At 52.7% G+C, this 21,256-nt stretch carries 21 protein-coding genes; 5 read left to right on the top strand and 16 right to left on the bottom strand.

Annotation, left to right across the window (positions count from 1 at the left end):
• The first annotated feature begins 75 nt into the window (after nucleotides 1-75).
• Nucleotides 76-1,308, top strand: coding sequence for an MFS transporter (locus tag KNP76_RS06395; protein WP_214843581.1), 1,233 nt, complete (start codon nucleotides 76-78; stop codon nucleotides 1,306-1,308).
• A 53-nt stretch (nucleotides 1,309-1,361) separates the two neighbouring features.
• Nucleotides 1,362-1,778, top strand: coding sequence for a thiol-disulfide oxidoreductase DCC family protein (locus KNP76_RS06390; protein WP_034815699.1), 417 nt, complete (start codon nucleotides 1,362-1,364; stop codon nucleotides 1,776-1,778).
• Nucleotides 1,779-1,877: 99 nt separating this feature from the next.
• Here KNP76_RS06390 and KNP76_RS06385 read toward each other — a convergent pair whose 3' ends face one another.
• The 6 genes from KNP76_RS06385 to mutY form a co-directional block, all read right to left on the bottom strand.
• A complete protein-coding gene (locus tag KNP76_RS06385; RefSeq protein ID WP_214843580.1) occupies nucleotides 1,878-3,341 on the bottom strand; it encodes an IS1182 family transposase in 1,464 nt (487 codons plus the stop codon).
• Between the two features lie 291 nt (nucleotides 3,342-3,632).
• On the bottom strand, nucleotides 3,633-4,781 hold the full coding sequence (locus tag KNP76_RS06380) for a DUF3238 domain-containing protein (protein ID WP_214843578.1): 1,149 nt from the start codon (nucleotides 4,779-4,781) through the stop codon (nucleotides 3,633-3,635).
• A gap of 431 nt (nucleotides 4,782-5,212) precedes the next feature.
• Nucleotides 5,213-6,961 carry an ABC transporter ATP-binding protein gene (locus KNP76_RS06375; protein WP_214843576.1) on the bottom strand — a complete coding sequence of 583 codons (1,749 nt, stop codon included), beginning with the start codon at nucleotides 6,959-6,961 and terminating at the stop codon, nucleotides 5,213-5,215.
• 36 nt (nucleotides 6,962-6,997) lie between these two features.
• A complete protein-coding gene (ntdP, locus tag KNP76_RS06370; RefSeq protein WP_034805392.1) occupies nucleotides 6,998-7,540 on the bottom strand; it encodes a nucleoside tri-diphosphate phosphatase in 543 nt (180 codons plus the stop codon).
• An 89-nt stretch (nucleotides 7,541-7,629) separates the two neighbouring features.
• Nucleotides 7,630-8,055: a hypothetical protein gene (locus tag KNP76_RS06365; protein ID WP_034805389.1), complete on the bottom strand. Its 426-nt coding sequence runs from the start codon at nucleotides 8,053-8,055 to the stop codon at nucleotides 7,630-7,632.
• Nucleotides 8,024-9,076 carry an A/G-specific adenine glycosylase gene (gene mutY, locus KNP76_RS06360; RefSeq protein ID WP_214843574.1) on the bottom strand — a complete coding sequence of 351 codons (1,053 nt, stop codon included), beginning with the start codon at nucleotides 9,074-9,076 and terminating at the stop codon, nucleotides 8,024-8,026. The genes KNP76_RS06365 and mutY overlap by 32 nt, the downstream gene beginning before the upstream one ends.
• A gap of 129 nt (nucleotides 9,077-9,205) precedes the next feature.
• On the opposite strand from mutY, the gene KNP76_RS06355 reads away from it, so the two are divergent.
• Nucleotides 9,206-10,141 carry a metal-dependent hydrolase gene (locus KNP76_RS06355; RefSeq protein WP_251137372.1) on the top strand — a complete coding sequence of 312 codons (936 nt, stop codon included), beginning with the start codon at nucleotides 9,206-9,208 and terminating at the stop codon, nucleotides 10,139-10,141.
• A 29-nt stretch (nucleotides 10,142-10,170) separates the two neighbouring features.
• On the opposite strand, the gene KNP76_RS06350 is transcribed toward KNP76_RS06355, so the two are convergent.
• A complete protein-coding gene (locus tag KNP76_RS06350) occupies nucleotides 10,171-10,704 on the bottom strand; it encodes a YceI family protein (RefSeq protein WP_034805375.1) in 534 nt (177 codons plus the stop codon).
• Nucleotides 10,705-10,926: 222 nt separating this feature from the next.
• Here KNP76_RS06350 and adh point away from each other — a divergent pair, with 222 nt between their 5' ends.
• Nucleotides 10,927-12,447, top strand: a complete 1,521-nt coding sequence (gene adh / locus KNP76_RS06345) for an aldehyde dehydrogenase (RefSeq protein ID WP_034805373.1) — start codon at nucleotides 10,927-10,929, stop codon at nucleotides 12,445-12,447.
• A 1-nt stretch (nucleotide 12,448) separates the two neighbouring features.
• A complete protein-coding gene (locus tag KNP76_RS06340) occupies nucleotides 12,449-12,808 on the top strand; it encodes a DUF779 domain-containing protein (protein ID WP_034805372.1) in 360 nt (119 codons plus the stop codon).
• A 55-nt stretch (nucleotides 12,809-12,863) separates the two neighbouring features.
• On the opposite strand, the gene KNP76_RS06335 is transcribed toward KNP76_RS06340, so the two are convergent.
• From KNP76_RS06335 to KNP76_RS06295, 9 genes are all read right to left on the bottom strand, one after another.
• Complete coding sequence (locus KNP76_RS06335) at nucleotides 12,864-13,934, bottom strand: ABC transporter substrate-binding protein (RefSeq protein WP_214843570.1); 1,071 nt, start codon at nucleotides 13,932-13,934, stop codon at nucleotides 12,864-12,866.
• Nucleotides 13,931-14,731 carry an ABC transporter permease gene (locus tag KNP76_RS06330; RefSeq protein WP_214843568.1) on the bottom strand — a complete coding sequence of 267 codons (801 nt, stop codon included), beginning with the start codon at nucleotides 14,729-14,731 and terminating at the stop codon, nucleotides 13,931-13,933. Before KNP76_RS06330 ends, KNP76_RS06335 begins: the two co-directional genes overlap by 4 nt.
• Nucleotides 14,728-15,549, bottom strand: a complete 822-nt coding sequence (locus tag KNP76_RS06325) for an ABC transporter permease (RefSeq protein ID WP_214843566.1) — start codon at nucleotides 15,547-15,549, stop codon at nucleotides 14,728-14,730. Before KNP76_RS06325 ends, KNP76_RS06330 begins: the two co-directional genes overlap by 4 nt.
• Complete coding sequence (locus tag KNP76_RS06320; RefSeq protein ID WP_214843565.1) at nucleotides 15,536-16,642, bottom strand: ABC transporter ATP-binding protein; 1,107 nt, start codon at nucleotides 16,640-16,642, stop codon at nucleotides 15,536-15,538. The genes KNP76_RS06325 and KNP76_RS06320 overlap by 14 nt, the downstream gene beginning before the upstream one ends.
• Before the next feature lie 16 nt (nucleotides 16,643-16,658).
• Complete coding sequence (locus tag KNP76_RS06315; RefSeq protein ID WP_034805364.1) at nucleotides 16,659-17,198, bottom strand: helix-turn-helix domain-containing protein; 540 nt, start codon at nucleotides 17,196-17,198, stop codon at nucleotides 16,659-16,661.
• A gap of 161 nt (nucleotides 17,199-17,359) precedes the next feature.
• Nucleotides 17,360-17,629 (bottom strand): YfhJ family protein, encoded by a 270-nt coding sequence (locus KNP76_RS06310; RefSeq protein ID WP_034805362.1) that lies wholly within the window; start codon nucleotides 17,627-17,629, stop codon nucleotides 17,360-17,362.
• Complete coding sequence (locus tag KNP76_RS06305; protein ID WP_034805360.1) at nucleotides 17,626-17,940, bottom strand: YfhH family protein; 315 nt, start codon at nucleotides 17,938-17,940, stop codon at nucleotides 17,626-17,628. The genes KNP76_RS06310 and KNP76_RS06305 overlap by 4 nt, the downstream gene beginning before the upstream one ends.
• 69 nt (nucleotides 17,941-18,009) lie before the next feature.
• Nucleotides 18,010-19,185, bottom strand: a complete 1,176-nt coding sequence (locus KNP76_RS06300; RefSeq protein ID WP_214843564.1) for an RtcB family protein — start codon at nucleotides 19,183-19,185, stop codon at nucleotides 18,010-18,012.
• A 9-nt stretch (nucleotides 19,186-19,194) separates the two neighbouring features.
• Nucleotides 19,195-21,240 carry an ABC transporter ATP-binding protein gene (locus tag KNP76_RS06295; RefSeq protein ID WP_214843563.1) on the bottom strand — a complete coding sequence of 682 codons (2,046 nt, stop codon included), beginning with the start codon at nucleotides 21,238-21,240 and terminating at the stop codon, nucleotides 19,195-19,197.
• Between the last annotated feature and the right edge of the window lie 16 nt (nucleotides 21,241-21,256).

Raw genomic sequence — 21,256 nt, 5'->3', positions numbered from 1 at the left:
TGGACATCCCCACTTTATTTGTCTCTTTTTTCCAAGTGTAGTCCACGTTTAAAGTAGGTGCAAGGAGGTGCTCACATGAAATTTAAAGATTTTCCTACGAACGTCCGACTCCGGCTCGTCTGTGGCTTTTTCATTCGCATCGTCGGTTCGGCAATCTTCCCATTCATGGCTTTATACTTTTCAGCAGAACTCGGCAAAATCGCCGCCGGGATCATCATGACATCTTTTGTCATCGTCGGGTACGTCACCGGCTTGTTCGGTGGGTACTTCTCGGACCGGTTCAATCGAAAACACGTCTTGCAAATCGGGCAAGTCGTTCAAATTTTATGCTTTATCGGCATGACGGTCGCGATTCACCCTTCGAACAACTGGGCACTCGCCGTCGCCGCCCTTTACTTCGGTCATGCGATTTCAAACGGATTGAACTATCCGGCGCTCGAGGCGATCGTTATCGACTCGATGGAAGAATCGAATCGAAAAGCGATTTACGTGTATGACTACTGGCTTGTCAACTTGGCCATCGCAGGTGGGGTCATGCTCGGCGGGTTGTTCTATCGCGATCATCGCTTCGCCTTATTCGTCGGGATGACGCTCGTCTTACTCATCATGACACTCGTCCTACAGCGGTATCTCGTCGATTCGTATGCCGGTAACCGCGCCACACCGGCGAACCCGATCGTCGGGGTCATCACGAACTACCGGATCGCCCTCGCCGACCGGCGTTGGATGCTGTTTGTCCTCGGCAGCATGCTCGTCTTCTCGACCGAGTTCCATATGGCGAACTATATCGGTGTTCACCTAGCCGAAACGTTTCAAGAACGAACGATTGTCGGTGTCCCATTTGACGGGGTGCGGATGATGGCGTTCATGCAACTCGAGAACACGCTCCTCGTCGTCGCAATCACGTTTGCCGTCACCGCCTTCATCAAACGTTTCCGCGAGAAACACGTGTTCTTTATCGGTCTCGCGTTATACGTCACCGCATTCGCGGCAATCACGTCAATGAGCTCATTTTTCGTTTTGGCCGTCCTCGCCATCGTCTTCACGGTCGGGGAACTCCTTTATTCTCCTATTCGCCAAGTGAAGCAAGTCGATTTGCTCGACCCGGAACGGCGGGCCTCGTATTTGGCGTTCGGCGGATTGACGTTCCACGGGGCCAAACTCGTGGCCGCTACCGGCATCGTCGTCGGTGCGTTCATCGGACCGGTCTTCATGAGCGGCTACATCTTCGCTTTCGGCGCGCTTGGAGGATATTTGTATTACTTGTCTCTCTACAAGATGGAGGCGACCCGACAACTGGCGGCATGACGTTTAATCTTTCGCTTGAGCGGTAACTACGAAGAGTGAAGGAGGCGATGTTTATGCCAGCAATCGTATTGTTCGACGGGGACTGCAATTTTTGTGATGCGAGTGTCCAATTCATTCTGAATCGTGACACGAAAGGTCACTTTCATTTTGCATCGCTTCAAGGCGAAGCCGGAAAAGCGTTACGGACCCGGCACCGGATTCCAGAAGCCATCGACAGTATCGTGCTTTTGAAAGATGGTGTCCCTTATCTCAAGTCAGATGCGGCCATCCGGATTGCAGAAGGGTTGGATGGGGGATGGCGTTGGCTCGGGCTCATCCGTATCGTACCGAGACCGCTTCGCGATTTCGGATACGACGTCATTGCCAAAAATCGCTACAAATGGTTCGGAATGAAAGAGACGTGTAAACTTCCGACACCAGAAGAACGGAGTCGGTTCCTCGATCAACAGACAAACCCGCCAACCTCTTGAGGGAGGGCACTGAAAAACCTCCGCTCTATCCGAGCGTGAAAAGAAAAAAGGGGGATTGAACCGACTCACGTCGGGACAATCCCTCTTTTTTCCTTGCCCTCATCCTGTATTTTCTTTTCGAAGGGCGATGATTCGCTTCAGGTTGACCGCAATGATTGCCATCACGCCCTGTAACGTCATGCCTTTCAGGTCTGACGTCTTGTTGCGCGCCAGACCTTGCGGGTTCTTCAATTGACTATTTTTCGCCTCGATGGCGAAGCGCTTGCGGCGATAGTCCTTGAACTCATCCGTCTGCTCGTACTCGTACTGTTCGCTATGCTCCCTCGATTTCAAGGACACGCTGTACGTTTTCGATTTTGCACCATTCTTGTAACAGCCATTGCGCAACGGGCATTGCTTACAGAGCTCAATATCGAAATAATGCGTTTCTTTCTGATTTTTACCGATGTCCTTTGTCCCTGTCCGGGCCTTCCGGATGGCCATGTGCCCGGCGGGGCAGACGTAGCGTTCGGCATCCTTGTTGTAGGTGAACCCCTCACCGCGGTTATCAGCCGGCGAATAGACACGCGGATTCAACGGGGCGACAAGCTTACATCCTTGTGAGGCAGCGTAAATCAGGTTGTCACGGCCAGAATAGGCGGCGTCACCCACGATGTGGTCGAACTCGGCACCGGCTAGATGGCTCTTCTCAACAAGACTCGCCAATTGTGGCCCGTCTGCCACCTCGCCAGATGTGACGACGACAGCCGTGATGATGCCCTCCTCCGTCATCGCATGGTGCTTGTAGCCGAAGAACGACGAGTCGGCACTCTTGTGCCCCGTCCGGGCATCGCTGTCTTTGGACACCTGCAGCTCGACATGCGCATCCTCCGCTAGCTCACGCACCCGGTTCACCTGGTCTCGGATGTGCTCGCGAAACATCAGCTCGGGCATCCCGGTCTCGACGGTCTCTGCGACGGCAAGCGCATAGGCGAGGAGTTGGTCGATATCCTCCTCGTCGACCTTTTCCGGGAAACGACCTTTCGCATCGACCGATGATTGGTAGCACGCTTGTCTCAGGCGTTTCGTCTCGTCGATGATTGCCTGTCTGATCGGTTTCTGCCCGTACCGGGCCCGTGAATGGGTCGCGTCGACGATCAATGTCCGTCCCTTGAGCAGCCCCATCCCTTTCGCGACCTCGACCGTGTGCCCAATCAACTTGTCGAGCAGCTCGTCGTCGTCCATGCGCTGACGACGGAACTTCGTGAGCGAGGAGGGGTTGATGACGTCATCTTCCGGTGCCAGGTCCAGAAAATATTTGTAGGTGAGGTCGGTCTTCGCCCGTCTGACGAGGTCGGCGTCGGACAGGTTCGAATGCGCCTTCAGGAACAGATATTTGAACATCCGGACAGGATGGACGGCCATCCGACCGTTGTCGTGGCAATACGTATCCTCGAGTAGGTCCGTGATAAAATCGAACGAGACGAGGTCATGGATGAGCCGCAGTTCGTCATCGGCCGGGATCAACAGGTCATAGAGGGCCGCATACGGGCTCGGCGGCATGTTGGGCAGGTCAGGCATCATCGGGATCGCCTCCAGATTGGTTGGTTACAGCCAGTATAGTCCGGAATGTCAGGCGCGTACAGCGCCGCCCGAGGGCACGCCGACTCCCGGGGAATCAGCGGGCAAGGCGAGACCCAGCAGCGACGACGTCGCGATGCGGCTCGGCGCCCGCCCCCAGGAAAGCGGCGTGCCGGACAGGGCGGCTGAAGGGCAATGAAAACAGAGGAGCGCCATCCCTTCCGGGACGACGCTCCTCTGTTCAAAAACATTTGAAGTTTTTCAGTGCCCTCCTCTTGAGGGTGGCGGGTTTTCTTATTGCATACACGTGAGGTACGTCCAGTGACAGTACGGTAAAGGCTGAGCCATAAAGCTGACGCCCAAATCGTCGGCTCGGTGAATGGTGATCCACGGCGCCTCTCCCATGCGAAGATAAATCTCATGGTGGGGAGACTGTGTATGCTCACCAGACAACTTGAACGTCGGTCGATTTTTCAGATGTGCGACAATCGTATACTTAATGTCCGGTGCAATCACGAGCGGATTGCCGACTGAATGTTTAAGACGATACGTCACTTCTCCGGGCTCGATGGAGACATCTTCTAAATAGACTTGATCGACGGAAGCCACGTCTTCTCCCATCAATTTATGATGTTTCGTATAGCCTCTCGTCACGTTCGCATCTTTCTTAATCGAGACGAATGGCACATCACGCAACTGTTCGACCATGACTTCGGTTCGCGTTCGATAATCTTCAGCGTAAACATTGTATGAGCGACCATCCCCCTCAAAGTAAGGATGCGGGGAGAACACGTTCGGATTCTTTAAAATCGGCGGTTTTATGAACGGCTGGACACGTAACTGCACGTCGCTCACTTCTGTGGTTTCCGGAGTCGACGGACTGACCATAAAGTACATGACATACAGCTCGCTGTCCCGTCTCGTCGAGAGCGTATGTTCTTTCCCGAGCGTCATCGCCTTCCCGACAAAATCAATCAACTGCGTACCGGGCTTGCGGGAATGTTTCACCGGACGCAATGCCCTTACTTCATAAAACGTCGGCTCGTGTAACGGTGTGTCATCGATATACCCGGACCCGCTCACTTCCGCGACGCGGCGCCCTTGGCGATAAATCGCATACGACTCCACGTCTGGTATCGGATCCCAATGCAAGTAGGTGCCTGCATCGGTTACGACAGCGGCGGTCAAATGTCGGTTCCAATATACGTCGTCTTTCGGGTTGACGGCCGCCGTGTAGACGCACGCCTCTTCCCCTGACGCAAACGTCAACTGATAGGCCACTTGTTCGCCGACTTTTGTTTCAAGGTCCACATAATGGTGCTCGGTTCCTTCGTAAACGTCCGTGCCATTTCGAACGACGTGTACTTCCCCTTCGAGTGACCACGTTAATTCAATCCCTTCATTGAGCGGCCGAACTTGAATCAATCCTTCCCCGTTCATCATTGAATCGTCCCCCTTTTCATGTCGTTACCTCATTCCCGTCTCGCACGAACGAAAAACAAAAAAAGACTTCGAGTTTAGAACTCGAAGCCAGCTTGTTGACTAACATCAATCGAATCGCTCGTCCTTCCGGCGCCCACGCTTTCCGCAGGCAATCCCGGAGCCGCATCGCGACTTTCGTCGCTGCTGGGTCTCCGTTGGATTGCGTTCCTGTCGGAGTCGGGGCGCCGTCGGAAGATCAACACAAACGGTCGCCGTCTGGCGGCCATTTTTTCTGTCGCCACGATGGCCGAAACGACCGTCGACATCGTACGTCATCCATTCCGAGTCGGGGTGAACAGATCAAGCTCGTTGAACACAAAAAAAGACGAACCCATTCGCTTTTTACGAATAGAATCGTCAACAGCCAGACTTCGAGTTTAGAACGCGAAGCCTTATTCGACGACAGCTAAGTCTTGAATCATATACAGGTCGTAGTAGGCACCCCGTCGACGCATCAATTCTTCATGCGTCCCGGTCTCCATGATTCGTCCATTGTCGACGACGACGATTTTGTCGGCGTCCGTGATTGTAGACAAGCGGTGCGCGACGATTAACGTCGTCCGTCCTCTCGTCAGGCGTGCGAGCGAGTCTTGAATCATCGCCTCACTTTCGAGGTCGAGTGCACTCGTCGCTTCATCGAGGATGATGATCGGCGGGTGTTTCAAGAAGACGCGGGCGATGGCAAGGCGTTGCTTTTGACCGCCTGACAGTTTCACGCCTTTCTCCCCGACTGGTGTATCATACCCGTTCGGCAAGTTCGAGATGAACTCGTGCGCGTTCGCTGCTTTCGCGGCGGCGATGACGTCCTCGTCTGACGCTTCCGGATTCCCCATCCGGATGTTCATCGCGACCGACTCGCTAAAGAGCACAGAGTCTTGCATGACCATACCGATTTGATCGCGGAGCGCGCGCAGTTTGAAGTCCCGCACGTCGACACCGTCGATTTTGATGCTCCCATCCGTGACGTCATAGAAGCGCGGGATCAAACTGACGAGCGTCGACTTCCCACCGCCGGACATACCGACGAAGGCGACCCGTTCCCCTTCCCGAATCGATAGGCTCACGTCATGAAGGGCACGTGTGCCTTCCTTCTCATAGGCGAACCCGACACGGTCGAGCTCGATTTTACCGGCCGTCTGGACCGGCACGAATGCGCCTTTTTTCTCTTCGATGTCATACGGTTCATCGAGGAACTCGAACACCCGGTCCATCGACGCGACCGACTGCGTGAGCGTCGTCGCCGAGTTGACGAGTCGGCCGAGCGGTGCATACAACCGATCGATATATGCGATGAACGCGACGAGCGTCCCGAGTGAGACTTGATCTTGCAAGGCGAGCCATGAGGCCGTCGTGAAAATCAAAATCGGGGCGATGTCCGTAATCGTCGAGACGACGACATACGTCTTCGCGTTCCAACCCGTGTGTCGAAGCGCCGCTTTCAAGAAGCCACCGTTCTGTTGTTCGAACGCCTTGTTCTCATACGGTTCGAGGGCGAAGCTGCGGATGACGGCCATGCCGTTCACCCGTTCCGTCAAATGACCTTGCAAATCGGCGAGTGCGGCCGAACGTTCACGTGTCAAACGACGCAGGCGACCGTAAAAGTAACGGACAGCAATCGCATAGAACGGGAGCGGCAAAATCGCGATGAGCGTCAGTTGTGGGTCGATCGTATACATGATGGCGATGGCGATTAAAATCGTCACCATATCGAGCCAAATGTTCATGAGGCCGGTGATGACGAAGTCTTTCGTCTGCTCGACGTCGTTGATGATGCGGGAGATGATTTGCCCGGTCTTGTTGTTCGAATAATAACGGAGCGATAGCTTCTGCACGTGGTCGAACAAACGGTTCCGGACATCGAATAAGATTCGCGTTGCCGCCCATTGTGCCAAATATTGACGTAAATATTCAATCGGCGGTTTCAAGACGAGAAAGATGAAGAAGACGATGCTGAACAGCCAGACGAGCTCGGTGTAATCGGCCGCCGGGTCTGGGTCTGTCAAATAGTTGTCAATGACATATCGATAAAGTAACGGCAATCCGAGCGGAATCGAAAATTTCAAGATTCCGACGAAGATGGTGAGCGCAATCTGTTTCTTATACGGTTTAACAAATTGCAAATAACGTTTAATACTGCCCATAGTTCCTCCTTCAAGAAAAAAAGCGGAGATGAGTCATCATCTCCGGTAACGTGCTTCGTATTCGCGATACCATTCATCGACGAATGTTGGGTTGAACGGCCCTTTCCGTCCTCGAATCCAGTTGATAAGTTCTTGAACGTTCTGTTTCAAGATTCGATCAATCGCTTTCGGATAATTCATCTCGCGACGATGCCGCTCGTATTCATCCTCATCTAAAATCGTGTACGACATATCTGGGAACACCTTGATGTCCAAATCATAGTCGATGTACTTGATGGCGCGTTCGTTGCCATCAAACGTCGTCGGCGAACCTAGATTACAGTAATAGTAAATCCCATCTTCGCGAATCATACAGATGACATTGAACCAAAACTCAGATGAAAAGTAGCAAATTGCCGGCTCTCGCGTTCTCCATTGCCGACCGTCTGACTCGCTGACCATGATGCGGTCATTGAATCCGATCATATCCGTTTTTGACGACTGAAGGACGAGCGTTTCTTCCCAAACGCGATGCAAAGTTCCGTTGTGCTTGTAGCTCTGTATCTCGATCTTGCTACCTGCTTTGGGAAATAAGCTCATAAGCTCCTCCTTTCCGCTATGATGCTATACAATTCTCATATTTAATTATAGCGACTTTCAGAACCAATGAAAAAGGAAATCTCTTATTTTCAGGAATTTAGTATGTTTTGGAAAGCAGTAGCGCGTGACTTGAACATCGGGCGCAGCACGAAACGTTCGACGAGCACGTTCGGAAGATAACTGTCGAACGTGACTTCATCGATCATGACCGCCCGCCCCTCACGTGTCTCGACGCGATGGACGTGGCAAAATCGTTTGAACGGAAACGGTAGCTTCACGCCTTGATCACAAAAGGCACGGTCTCCAGCCAACGTGATGACGCTATTCCAAGGCAAAGAGACCGGACCGATTCCGATGCGGAGTTGGACGACGTTCCCTTCAACCGAGGCCCCGTCCCCTACGAGCGTCACTTTCGGGAATGACGTCAGTTTTGATAAGAGCGAGGCGTCTTGCAGCAACGCCCATAGTTGCTCCGATGACGTCTCAAACGTCGTCGTTACGTCGAACTGTCTCATCGTCTACACCTGCCATCTGTTCTAATTTTTGTTGCGCGACCGACACCGTCAACTTGGCCCGCTCTTCCCCGTCGAGCCAGACCCAATCCCCTTCCGGTAGCGTCTCGACGACGTACAAATCTAAATACCAAACGATGTGCGAGAAAACATGCTTCACTTGTCCCACATAGGCTCCGTTTACCTGTTCCCCTGTTCCACGTTCTGTAAGCGGGTATTGCCACATTCCGGCGAGCAGACCCGCGTCCGGTCGTTTGACATAAGCTGTCTTCCCGTCGCGGCGGCAATAGAGTGCGTCATACATCTCAATTCGGGACGCCCCTTTTTTCGTTTTGACAGGGAGTTCCTCTTGCACGTTATGGGTGTAAGCATAGCAGTGCTCTTGGACGGGGCAAAGCGAACACATCGGGTTTTTCGGCGTGCATACCGTCGCCCCGAGTTCCATAACGCCTTCATTAAAATCAGAGGCATGGCTCGGGTCCATCAAGCGCCGGACGACTCGTTCGAACAGCTTTCGCGTCTTCGGGAGGGCGATGTCGTCATAAATACCGAACTGCCGCGACATGACGCGCATGACGTTGCCATCAACGGCCGGTTCCGGTTGATTGTAGGCGATTGAGAGTACGGCCCCTGTCGTATACGGTCCGACCCCTTTCAACTTCTCAAACCGTTCCTTCTCCTCTGGGACGATGCCGTCATAAACGGCGACGACTTCGCGGACCGCTTGATGAAGGTTGCGAACACGTGAGTAATACCCGAGCCCTTCCCAATACTTGACGACATCTTCTGGTTCGGCCTCAGCGAGCGACTCCATCGTCGGGAATCGCTCCATGAATCGATTGAAATAGGGGATGACCGTATCGACACGCGTCTGCTGTAGCATGACTTCGCTGACCCAGACACGATATGGATTTTTATTGTGGCGCCAAGGTAAATCGCGTTTTTCTCGATTGAACCACGTCACTAAATTTTCATTGAATTCAGGAATAGTATAATTTGTGAACAATTTATCAAGATCAAGCATTTCGTTTCCCCTCGTTTTAGAGATATTGTATGATATATGAGATCAGTTAACGACGTGTTTATTTGATGGAGGTGCTGAAGCACATTGGATACAGCTACTCACATTGGGATGGGACTTGGTTTAAGTGCCATGGCGACACTCAGCCCGGAAGTGTCAGGCGACGCACAGCTTTTCCTCGCCATGACCGCCACGGCGCTTGTCGGCTCGCACGCTCCGGATTTTGATACGGTCTTCAAATTAAAAGGCAATAGCACGTATTTACGCCAGCATCGCGGTCGTTCACACGGAATCACCGCACTCCTTGCTTGGCCGATCATCGTCAGCGCAGTCATCGGGACCGTGCTTGGCGTCAACCCCGCTTCGCTCTGGGTCATGGCCCAAATCGCCGTGTTGCTCCATGTTACCGTCGATTTGTTTAACGCCTATGGGACGCAGGCGCTACAACCGTTTTCGAAAAAATGGATCGGTTGGGGCGTCATCGGAACGTTCGATCCGTACTTGTTCTCCGCCTATTACGGAGCATATGTATTATGGCTCATCACAGGGGCGACTGTCCCGATTTTTGCATTGCTCATTGCGCTCGTCGTCAGTTATTATGCGATTCAGTTCAAGTTGCGTAACCGCGCGCTCGCCACGGTCGCGCGTCACTTCTCCGGTGCCCATGAGCTCTTCATCTCCCCAGGAATCGGTTGGGATGACTGGCACGTCGCCGTCCGTTTCCGCGATGGTCTCGGTGCCGTCAAAGTGAAAAAAGGGGAAGTCATTGAATGCGGCCGGTTCCGTGACAAACCGATGCCAGGTGAAGACGACCTTCATTTCGTCGAGGCACGAAAAAATGCCGACTTGCAAGCGTTCCTGGCGTTCTCGAAGATTCACACGTACACGGTCACACGCCACAACGGCATGATCGAGTACCGGTTCACGAACTTGCGCTACTTTTCAAAAGACATTTATCCGTTCGTCGCCGTCGTCATCGTCGACGAAGAATCGAACGAAGTGTTGTCTTCGTTCACCGGCTGGGTGTTCAGCGAAGAGAGCTTGCAGAAAAAATTGGCTTATGAATAAGAAAAGTCGCTCCGCGGAGCGACTTTTTATTATGCCTCCGATTCCGTGAACTGGAGCTCGAAATCGAATTTGACTTTCTTATCGACGAGGACGCCGCCCGCTTCGAGCGCTTGGTTCCACGTCAAACCGTAGTCTTCACGGTTGATCGACCCATCACCGGTGAAGGCATGCTTCATGTTGCCCCAAGGATCTTTCGCGCTTCCTTCATACTCGACTTCAAACGTCTCTTCACGTGTCGTCCCGCGAATCGTCAAGTTGCCTGTCAACTCGAATTCGCCGCCGCCTTTTGAGCGGAACGACGTCGACTCGAACACGATGTCCTCGTGTTGCTCCACGTCAAAGAAATCACCGGACCGCAAGTGGTTGTCGCGATCACCATTGTTCGTGTCAATCGATGCCGCCTTAATCGTCACCTTCACACTCGCGTTCGCGAGATCATCCGGTTGACCGTTCGCCTCGACGTTGAAATCTTTAAATTCGCCTTTCACTTTCGAGATCATCATATGTTTGACGGTAAAGTTGATGGTGCTATGGGCTGGGTCGACTTGATACGTTTTTGCCATAAGTACGTCCACTCCTTCGGATTATGAATTCATTCTAATATGTTGTTTACCACAAATCTTGACTTCAAAACATTTTTTTCGCAAATGTGACAAATTATTGTCGAAAAATTTTGACTTTTATCACAACTACCCGTTAGGATGGAAAAGGGAGCTATTTGCTTACTTGAAAATGTAAGCGCATACATAGGTTCCCGATACTTTACGGAAAAGGGAGGAACGACCATGATTTATGAAGTCCCAAACTCGACAGGCACGAAAGTACACTTTAAAGACCGCTATGAGAATTACATCAATGGCAAGTGGACAGCGCCTGCCGGGGGAGAATATTTTGAGAACACCTCTCCGGTCAACGGTAAAGTTTTATGTGAAGTCGCCCGCTCGACAAAGGAAGATGTCGAACTCGCGCTAGACGCGGCTCACGCCGCAAAAGAAGATTGGGGCAAGACGTCGGTGACGGAACGTGCCGTCATCTTGAATAAGATTGCCGATCGTATGGAAGAAAACCTTGAGATGCTCGCTTACGCCGAGACATGGGAGAACGGGAAAGCCGTCCGCGAGACGCTGAATGCCGATCTTCCGCTCGCCATCGATCATTTCCGATACTTTGCCGGGGTCATCCGCTCCCAAGAAGGTGGCATCAGCGAACTCGACAACGACACGGTCGCCTATCACTTCCAAGAGCCGCTCGGTGTCGTCGCGCAAATCATTCCTTGGAACTTCCCAATCTTGATGGCCGTCTGGAAAGTCGCGCCGGCCCTCGCCGCCGGGAACTGTATCGTCTTGAAACCAGCGGAACAGACACCTGCGTCAATCATGGTGCTCCTAGAATTGATTGAAGACCTGCTCCCGCCAGGCGTCTTGAATATCGTCAACGGGTTCGGGCTCGAGGCGGGTAAACCGCTCGCGTCGAGCGACCGTGTCGACAAGGTCGCCTTTACAGGTGAGACGACGACAGGCCGCCTCATCATGCAATACGCGTCACAAAATATCATCCCGGTGACGCTCGAGCTCGGTGGAAAATCGCCGAACATCTTCTTCGCCGACATTATGGATGCGGACGATGATTTCTTCGATAAAGCGATTGAAGGGCTCGTCATGTTCGCCTTGAACCAAGGTGAAGTATGCACGTGTCCATCACGTGCCCTCATCCACGAGTCGATTTATGAGCCGTTCATGGAACGCGTCCTCGAACGCGTGAAAGCGATCAAGCTTGGCAACCCGCTGGACCCTGACGTCATGATGGGCGCCCAAGCGTCGAACGAGCAGCTCGAGAAAATCTTGTCGTACCTCGAGATCGGCAAATCGGAAGGTGCCGAGTGCCTCATCGGTGGTGAGCGCAACGTGATGGATGGTGAGCTCGCGGACGGCTTCTACGTCCAACCGACGATTTTCAAAGGCCATAACAAGATGCGTATTTTCCAAGAAGAAATCTTTGGACCGGTCCTCTCGGTGACGACGTTTAAAGACGACGCCGAAGCAATCGCCATCGCCAATGACACGCTCTACGGCCTTGGTGCCGGTGTATGGACGCGCGACATGAACCGGGCTTACCGTTTCGGGCGTGAGATTCAAGCCGGTCGCGTCTGGATCAACTGTTATCATCAATACCCGGCGCACGCGGCGTTCGGCGGCTATAAGATGTCAGGGATCGGCCGTGAGAACCATAAGATGATGCTCAGCCATTATCAACGGACGAAAAACATGCTCGTCAGTTACAGCGAACAAAAACTCGGGTTCTTCTAAGATGGTGAACCGCGTCGAGGCCACCCCCGCCACGCTCGCGCTTCTCGATCGACTGAAACAAAAGCATGGACCACTCCTGTTTCACCAGTCTGGCGGATGTTGTGACGGAAGTTCACCGATGTGCTTTCCCCAAGGTGAATTTCTCGTCGGCGATCACGACGTCTTACTTGGCGAAATCGGGGGGTGTCCGTTCTATATCCACGAGAAGCAATATGATTATTGGAAGCATACGCAACTGATCATCGACGTCGTCGATGGCAGAGGCGGCATGTTCTCCGTCGAAGGCGTCGAAGGGAAGCGGTTTTTAAGCCGTTCGCGTGTCTTCACAGACGAGGAGCGGGCCGAGCTGCAACAGTCGTGAATGAACTCTCACTTGAATACAAAAAAGTCCCGCTCATCTTCGAGCGGGACTTCTGTTATTTACTCTGCATTTTGAAGCGCAAATACAACTCGTTGTAATACGCGTTCATGCGCTTGCCTAAATTCTCATACACCTCAAGCTCGTCCGTCACTTCTTTATCGGGATAGAACCGTTCATCCGTGACGACTTCTTCATCGAGGAACTCGAGCGCGGCCTCGTTCGGTGTCGAATAGCCGACATAGTCCGTGTTGCGTGCCGCAATCTCGGCGTCGAGCATGAAATCGATGAACTGATGGGCCCCTTCGACGTTACGGGACGTGCTCGGGATGACCAAATTGTCGAACCAAAGATTCGTCCCTTCTTCCGGGATGACGTACGTCAACTCTTCGTTCTCGTACATGATTTCTGAGGCGTCACCGGACCAGACGACGGCCGCGGCCGCTTCCCGGTTCGCCATGAGCATCTTAATCTCATCGCCGACGATCGCTTTAATGTTCGGCCAGAGTGTCTCGAGCTTCTTCTCCGCTTCGAGCAGCTCATCTTTGTCCGTCGTGTTGAGCGAGTAACCGAGTGAGTTCAGACCGAAGCCCATCACTTCACGCGTCCCGTCTGCGAGCAAGATGTCATTCTCGAGCGGCATGTCCCATAGGTCGTTCCATGACGTAATCTCACCGTCGACGAGTTCAGGGTTATACACGATGCCCACCGTCCCCCAGAAGTAAGGGACCGAGTACGTGTTACCCGGGTCGAACGACTTGTCGAGGAAACGTGGGTCAATGTTATCGAAGTTCTTGAGCTTGTCATAATCGATTGGCAAGAGCAGGTCTTCTTCAATCATTTTACTGATGGCGTAATCCGACGGGACGGCGATGTCGAACGCCGTGCCGCCTTGCTCGATTTTAGTGAGCATCGCCTCGTTCGAGTCAAACGTCTGATAGATGACCTTCAACCCGGTCTCTTCCTCGAACTCTCCAATCAAGTCTTCATCGATATAATCGCCCCAGTTGTAGACGACGAGCGTGTTATCGCCGCCGAATCCTTGCGCCATATTGATTTGATACACCCAGAGCAAGAGGCCGAAACTGACGACGACCGGCACCGTCAACATGATGACCAATTTTTTCATCGTCTTACCTCCTTCGCTTTACCACCGCGTTGGGCGAGCACATAATACCCAAGGACGAGAATGAGTGTGAACAAGAACAAGATGGCTGACAAGGCGTTAATCTCGAGCGAGATGCCTTGACGGGCGCGTGAGTAGACTTCAACGGCAAGTGTCGTAAAGCCGTTGCCCGTCACGAAGAACGTGACGGCAAAGTCATCGAGCGAATACGTGAGCGCCGTGAAGAACCCGGCAAAGATTCCCGGTGTGATGTACGGCAAGATGACTTTCGTCAATACGTCCCACGTACTTGCCCCGAGGTCACGCGACGCATCGATGAGCGTCGGGCTCATCTCTTGCAGCTTCGGCAACACCAAGATGACGACAATCGGTACCGAGAAGGCGATGTGCGCCAATAACACCGAGTAAAAGCCGAGCTGAATCCCGAGCATCGTGAACAAGATGAGGAACGACGCCCCGATGATGACGTCCGGGCTGACGATCAACACGTTGTTGAGCGACAAGAGTGACGTCTTCGTGAAGCGTTGCCGCGCCGTATAGATGGCGAGCGCCCCGATGACGCCGAGCACGGTTGAAATCGTCGCCGACAGCAAGGCGATGACGATTGTGTTTAAGACGATGACGAGCAGGCGGGTGTCGGCAAAGAGCGACTTGTACCAATCGAGCGTAAAGCCTTCAAAGTTACTCATCGTCCCGCCGCTGTTGAACGAGTAGACGACCAAATAGAGAATCGGTGCATAGAGGATGAAGAACACCGCCATCAAATAGAGGTTAGCTAATTTAAATTTTTTCGGTTTCATCGACGCACCGCCCCTTTCGCACCCCAGTCACGTGTGATGACCATGACGAGGACCATCGCCAAAATCAAGAACACGGCAATCGTCGAGCCCATGCCCCAGTTTTGCGTGACGAGGAATTGTTGTTCAATCGCCGTCCCGAGCGTGATGACACGGTTCCCCGCAATCAGTCGAGTGATCATAAAGAGCGACAACGCCGGGATGAAGACGATTTGAATCCCTGACTTCACACCGTCGAGCGTGAGCGGGAAGATGACCCGGCGGAATGTCGTCCAGTTCGAGGCCCCGAGATCGCGCGACGCATAGACGAGCGACGGCGGCAGTTTCTCGATGGCGTTATAAATCGGCAAAATCATGAACGGGATGAAGATGTACACCGACACGAACACGAAACTGAAGTCCGTGAACAAAATCTGTTGCGTCCCGATGCCGATCGCCTCTAAAAACTGGTTCGTGATGCCGTACGTCCCGAAAATGCCGAGGAACGCATAGGCTTTGAGCAATAGGTTGATCCATGATGGCAAGATGATGAGCAAAAGCCAAAGTTGCTTATGCTTTGTCTTCGTCAATAAATAGGCGGTCGGATACCCGATGAGAAGCGAGAAGAACGTAATCAAGAACGCATACCAGAAAGAAGATAACGTCATCGTCAAATACGTCGACGTGAAGAACATCTGATAGTTCTCTAAACTCAAGTTCCCTTCGATATCAAAGAAGGAATAGTAGAGAACGAGGAAGAGCGGTGCGATGACGAACAGGGCAATCCACACCCAATACGTCGTCATATAGACCGTCTTCGCCGTTTGACTAGTTCGATTCATGGCCGACCTCCTCATACGATTCGAGGCGGCGGTCGAACTCTTCTTCCGTTTCTCCTAGGCGCATGACATGAATCGCTTCCTCGTCGAACGTGAGCCCAATCTTGGATCCGACGACTGATTTTTTCGTCGAATGGACGAGCCACTCGTTCCCTTCCTCGTCATAACAGCAAATCTCATAATGGACGCCGCGGAACAGCTGGGAATCGACATCGACGACAAGTTTTGCCGACTCGACCGACGTCATCTCCAAATCCTCTGGACGAATGATGACTTCGACGTTCTCATTGCGGTCGAATCCTCGGTCGACACAGTCGAACGTCTTCCCAGCGAACGAGACGATGTTGTCTTCCGGCATGACGCCCGGCACGATATTCGATTCGCCGATAAAGTCGGCGACGAAACGGTTGATCGGTTCGTCGTAAATGTCGGTCGGCGTCCCACTTTGGACGATGCGCCCGTTGTTCATGACGAAGATCTCATCCGACATGGCGAGCGCTTCTTCTTGGTCGTGCGTGACGAAGATAAACGTGATGCCAAGACGTTGTTGCAATTCACGAAGTTCATATTGCATCTCCGTCCGGAGTTTCAAGTCGAGCGCTGAGAGCGGCTCATCGAGTAAAATCACTTCCGGTTCGTTGACGATGGCACGGGCGATGGCGACACGTTGGCGCTGCCCGCCCGACATCTCATCGATTTCACGGGACTCATAGCCTTTCAAGTTGACGAATTTGAGCGCCTGTTCAACTTTCGTCTTCACGTCCGCTTCTTTCATCTTCTTGATGCGCAGACCGAACGCGACGTTCTCGAACACGTTCAAATGAGGGAAGAGTGCATAGTCTTGGAACACCGTGTTCACTTGACGTTTATTCGCCGGCACGTCATTGATTCGTTTCCCATCAAAGTGAATGTCTCCATTGGAAGCCTCGATAAACCCCGCGATGAGCCGAAGAATCGTCGTCTTCCCGCATCCCGATGGTCCGAGTAGCGTGTAGAACTTCCCTCGCTCAATCTCAAAACTGATGTTCTCTAAGACGACGGTATCGTCGTAGCGTTTCGACACGTTATCAAAACGGATAATTGTCTGTTCGTTCATCTCATTTCCTCCCTGTTCATAAATATGAATGTGTCGCGACAACGAGACATTCGGTCACGTCCTCGTAATCGTTGACGAGTTGGTGCGAGTCCGACGCGACATAGTAAAGTGTTTCACCCGCTTTGGCAAAATACGTATGGTTCCCAAGCTTCAAAGCGACGCGTCCCGATAACACATAAACGAACGTCTCCGAGCGCGAAGGCTCGTAACGCTTGAACTCACCGTGTCGGGCGAACGTCAGTAAAATGGGCTCCATCTCTTTCTCATTCGATTCCGGGATCAGCCACTCGGTCCGGTATTTTCGTTCCTCGTCGGCATAGACGGTCCGGTCGTCCTCGGTGTAAACGACTTTTTGAAAAATCTCTTCATCGAAAAACTCTTTCGGTGAACAACCTAGCACTTCCAATAAGTCAAAGAGTGTCTCAAGCGAGGGCGAACTCAAGTCCCGCTCAATTTGCGAGATGTACCCTTTGCTCAAATCGGTGCGTTCCGCCAACTCTTCTTGCGTCAATCCGTTTTTAACGCGGAGGCGCTTCAATTTTTGACCGACTTCCAAGTCGCGTTCCTCCTTTCGACTTTGCGGTAAGTTTAGTGAAAGATGATTCCAACTAAAGAAAGTTTATAAATACTTAACTATCAAGCAAACAAATAGCGCCTTTTATTATAACCAACTGTAACACGTTTGCAAGTAAAAAATCACGCCAATTTGGCGTGATTTTAGTGAAGATCTCGTTTTGACATCAAGTGTTTGAACTTCTCGTTTTTCGTTTGGAATAGATGTAGTTGCGGGCCATACGCATCAATCTGTTGGACGACGTACTGAAACGATTTCGCCTCCCCCGGATACGGTTCTCCGGCTCGGGCAAGCGTCGTTTCAAAATCCTCCCACAGCACTTCGACCCACGTCAGCGCTTCGAGCTCGCTCAACACATCGTTTTTCGCCATCAAGATTTCGGCCAACCGTTCATATTGCTCGGACCGGTTCATGCCTTCACCTCCGACAGTTCAGAGAGCGGAATCGCACGCTCCATCATTTCGCCTTCGAACGTCCCCCACCCCATGACGCCGTTGACGAACTTCAAGCGGAACGGACGTTCATTGTAGTTGACGATATACGTCTCTCCCGGTTTGAACGACGACGGGTCAATCAAATAGCTCTCGGCGATGGCGATGCGGCGCAAGACGACTTCAATCTCACTTACCATCCCCATCTGCTCCGCTTTCCGCTTCCGTTCGTGGAGCGCTTGAATCTCTTGCTCCAATTCGTATTTCGATAAGTCACTCAATCGTTTTTCCATTTCGTTCACCTCACTTGTAGCGTATCAGATTTTCGATAGAAAAGAAAAAGGCGAAACTGAACAGATCGTTCAGTTCGCCTTGAAGTTGTAGAGCGGTTTAATGACTTGGTCGATGGTGACGGCCGGTTCGATATAGCGAACGATTTCCTTCATCGATTTATAAACGAACGGTGACTCGTCAATCGTTGACGGCCGGACCGACGTCGACCAGACGCCGGACATCGCTCGTTTGAACTCATTGAAGTCGACACGCTTCCGCGCAGCCGAGCGTGACATGATGCGTCCGGCTCCGTGCGGTCCGGAGAAGTTCCAGTCGGGATTCCCTTTCCCGGTACAGATGAGCGAGCCATCCCGCATGTTCATCGGGATGATGACCCGTTCCCCGTCTTTCGCCGAAATCGCCCCTTTTCGAAGGATCCGATCGTCATGGTCGATATAGTTATGCACCGTGTCGAATTGGTCAAGGACGCTCCAGTTCATCGCCTCGACGATGACATCGGTCATGGCAAGGCGGTTCATCGCGGCATACTGTTGCGCGATCCGCACGTCGTGCATATAATCTTGCATCGCGTCACCTTCGACGTAGGCGAGGTCGCGGAATTGTTTCCGCGTCTCACGCTCTGTCTCGAGATACGTTGAAATTTCATGCTCACGTCCGGTAGCTTTCAACTGTTCAATCGCTTCCATCACATCCGTCGTCTTCATCATGTGTTCGATTGCGCGACTTTGATAATGATCGGCAATTTGTACACCGAGATGGCGTGACCCCGAATGGATGACGAGATATGTCCGCCCGTTGTTCTCATTTACTTCAATAAAGTGATTGCCCGACCCGAGCGTCCCGACCGAGCGTAAGGCACGGTCGAGTTTGAACGGGGCCCGGACGTCTTCTAACGGAAGCTTCGCGGCATAATCATGGGCTTCTTCCCGAATGTTCATCCCGCTCGGCACCGCTTGACGAATGACGTCATCGAGTTTTTGAAAATCGATTCGTTTCGCCTTGATTTCGGTACAGAGCATGCCGCATCCGAGGTCGACGCCGACCAAATTCGGCACAATCTTATCGTGAATCGTCATCGTCGTGCCGACGACCGAACCTTTACCGGCGTGCATGTCCGGCATGATGCGAATCGTCGCGCCTTCTGTGAACGGTTGATCGACGAGCGTCTGCAGTTGCGCACGCGTCATATCATCCATCCGTTCATTGAATACTTTGGCGCGGTTGTGCTTTCCGATAATCTCCATATTGCCTCCTTAACTGATGGCTTGTTGTTTACTTTGTAGCTCATGCATGCGGGCGTAGACACCGCCGTCTGCGATGAGCGATTGATGGTTCCCGCGTTCGATGATGTGACCATGGTCGAGGACGAGGATTTGGTCGGCTTCTCGAATCGTCGACAGGCGGTGGGCGATGACAAACGTCGTCCGCCCTTTCGTCAGCGTCTTAAGCGCCTCTTGGATGAGCGCCTCTGTCTCTGAATCGACACTCGCTGTCGCCTCGTCTAGGACGAGGATGGCCGGGTCGAAGACGAGCGCGCGCGCGAAGCTGATCAGTTGTCGTTCACCGCTCGAAAGCGATGCGCCACGTTCGATGACCGGTTCCTCTAGTCCGTTCGGCAACTGCTTGACGAAGCGGTCGGCTCCGACCGCCGTGAGCGCCCGCCAGACGCGCTCATCGGAAATCGTCTCGTCGCCGAGCGTCACGTTCGTCTTAATCGACCCCGTGAACAGGAACGGGTCCTGGAGGACGATGCCGAGATGGTCACGGACCGCTTGTGTCGGCAGTTTTGTCACGTCCATCCCATCGATGTTGAGCGCCCCATGTGACGGATCATAGAAGCGCATGAGCAGGTTCATGATCGAGCTCTTTCCACTTCCGGTATGCCCGACGAGCGCCACCGTTTCTCCAGGTGCGGCGTGGATGTCGATGTGTTGGAGCACCGGTTTTCCGGCCTCATAACTGAACGAAACGTCATCGAAGACGACTTCGCCTTTAAAGCGTGGGATGCGTTCTGACGACACGTCTTCCCCTTTCTCATCGAGCAACTGGAACATCCGGTCTGCCGAGACGAGCGCCTGCTGGAGTGGCGACAGTTGGTTCATGATTTGCGTCACCGGTTCGAAAATCCGTGAGACGTAATCGATATACGCGTACAGAATCCCGAGCGTGAGCACGCTGCCCGTACCGAGCGTCTGCGCCCCAACGAACCAGATGAGCAAGGCAAGCGCCATATTGCGGAAAAAGTTGACTAAGTTGTGCGACATGAGCGCGTCGAGCTTGAGCAACTTCCGACGCGTCTGGAAATTGTCACTGTTCTTCTCGTTGAACTCGTCATAGACGAGGTCTTCTTTCACATACGATTGAATGATTGGCATCGTTTGAATGCTTTCATTCAATTGGGCGTTCATATCGGCGACGAGTGCCCGCACCCGGAAGTTGTTCCGTGTCGACAGACGTTGGAACAACTTGATCCAGACGATGACGACCGGGATGATGATGAGCGAGACGAGACCGAGTCGGACGTCTAAGAAGAACATGGCGATCAAGACACCAATCATCATGACGACGCTTTGGAATACACGGGCAAGGACGCCTAAATAAAGGTCGCGAATCGTCTCGGTGTCGTTCGTGACCCGGCTGACGATTTTCCCGATTGGTGTCTGGTCAAAGTAACGCACAGGAATCGTCTGTAAGTGCCGCATGACATCGAGCCGCATCGTCTTGACGATTTGGTGGGCCGAACGTTGGAGGAGCATCTGTTGTCCCCAGTTCAACCCTGCCGCAATCAAAAGCAAGATGACATAAAGTCCGGATAAGAAGAGGACAGCCCGGAGATCTGTCTCATAAAATCGGAACACGTCCGTCGATGAGAGCGGCACGATGTTTTCGTAAGTGGCGGCCTCATCGCTACGCGTGATGGTGAGGACGTCGTTCTCTACTTCGCGGACGCCCCCGCTCATGACGGCATCCGGTACGAGATAGTAGCCTTCTGTCGTCTGGACGATCGAGACCGGCCGGACGACCGTCTCCCCATCGAGTCTTGATTCTTTCTCGTAGACGTTCCCGGCAAACGAGACGCTACCCCCTGATTCGACTTGTACCCAATCGCGCTCGATGGCGACGATATGGTCGTCAATGATGATTTTTGCGATATACGGACCGGCAAGTTCTGCGCCGACCGCTAAAAAGAGTAACAACAGACCGAGGAAAATCGAACGCTTCACTTGTTTGGCATAGCCGACGAGTGAGCGAATCGTCTTTTTCCTGCGAACTGGATCTAATTCGTGTTGATCGATCATGAGAGATTCCCCCTTT

Source organism: Exiguobacterium sp. s150, from assembly GCF_018618435.1.
Lineage (GTDB): Bacteria > Bacillota > Bacilli > Exiguobacteriales > Exiguobacteriaceae > Exiguobacterium > Exiguobacterium alkaliphilum.
Note: the sequence above shows the minus strand (reverse complement) of the source record. Positions and strands in the feature narration are given on the sequence as shown.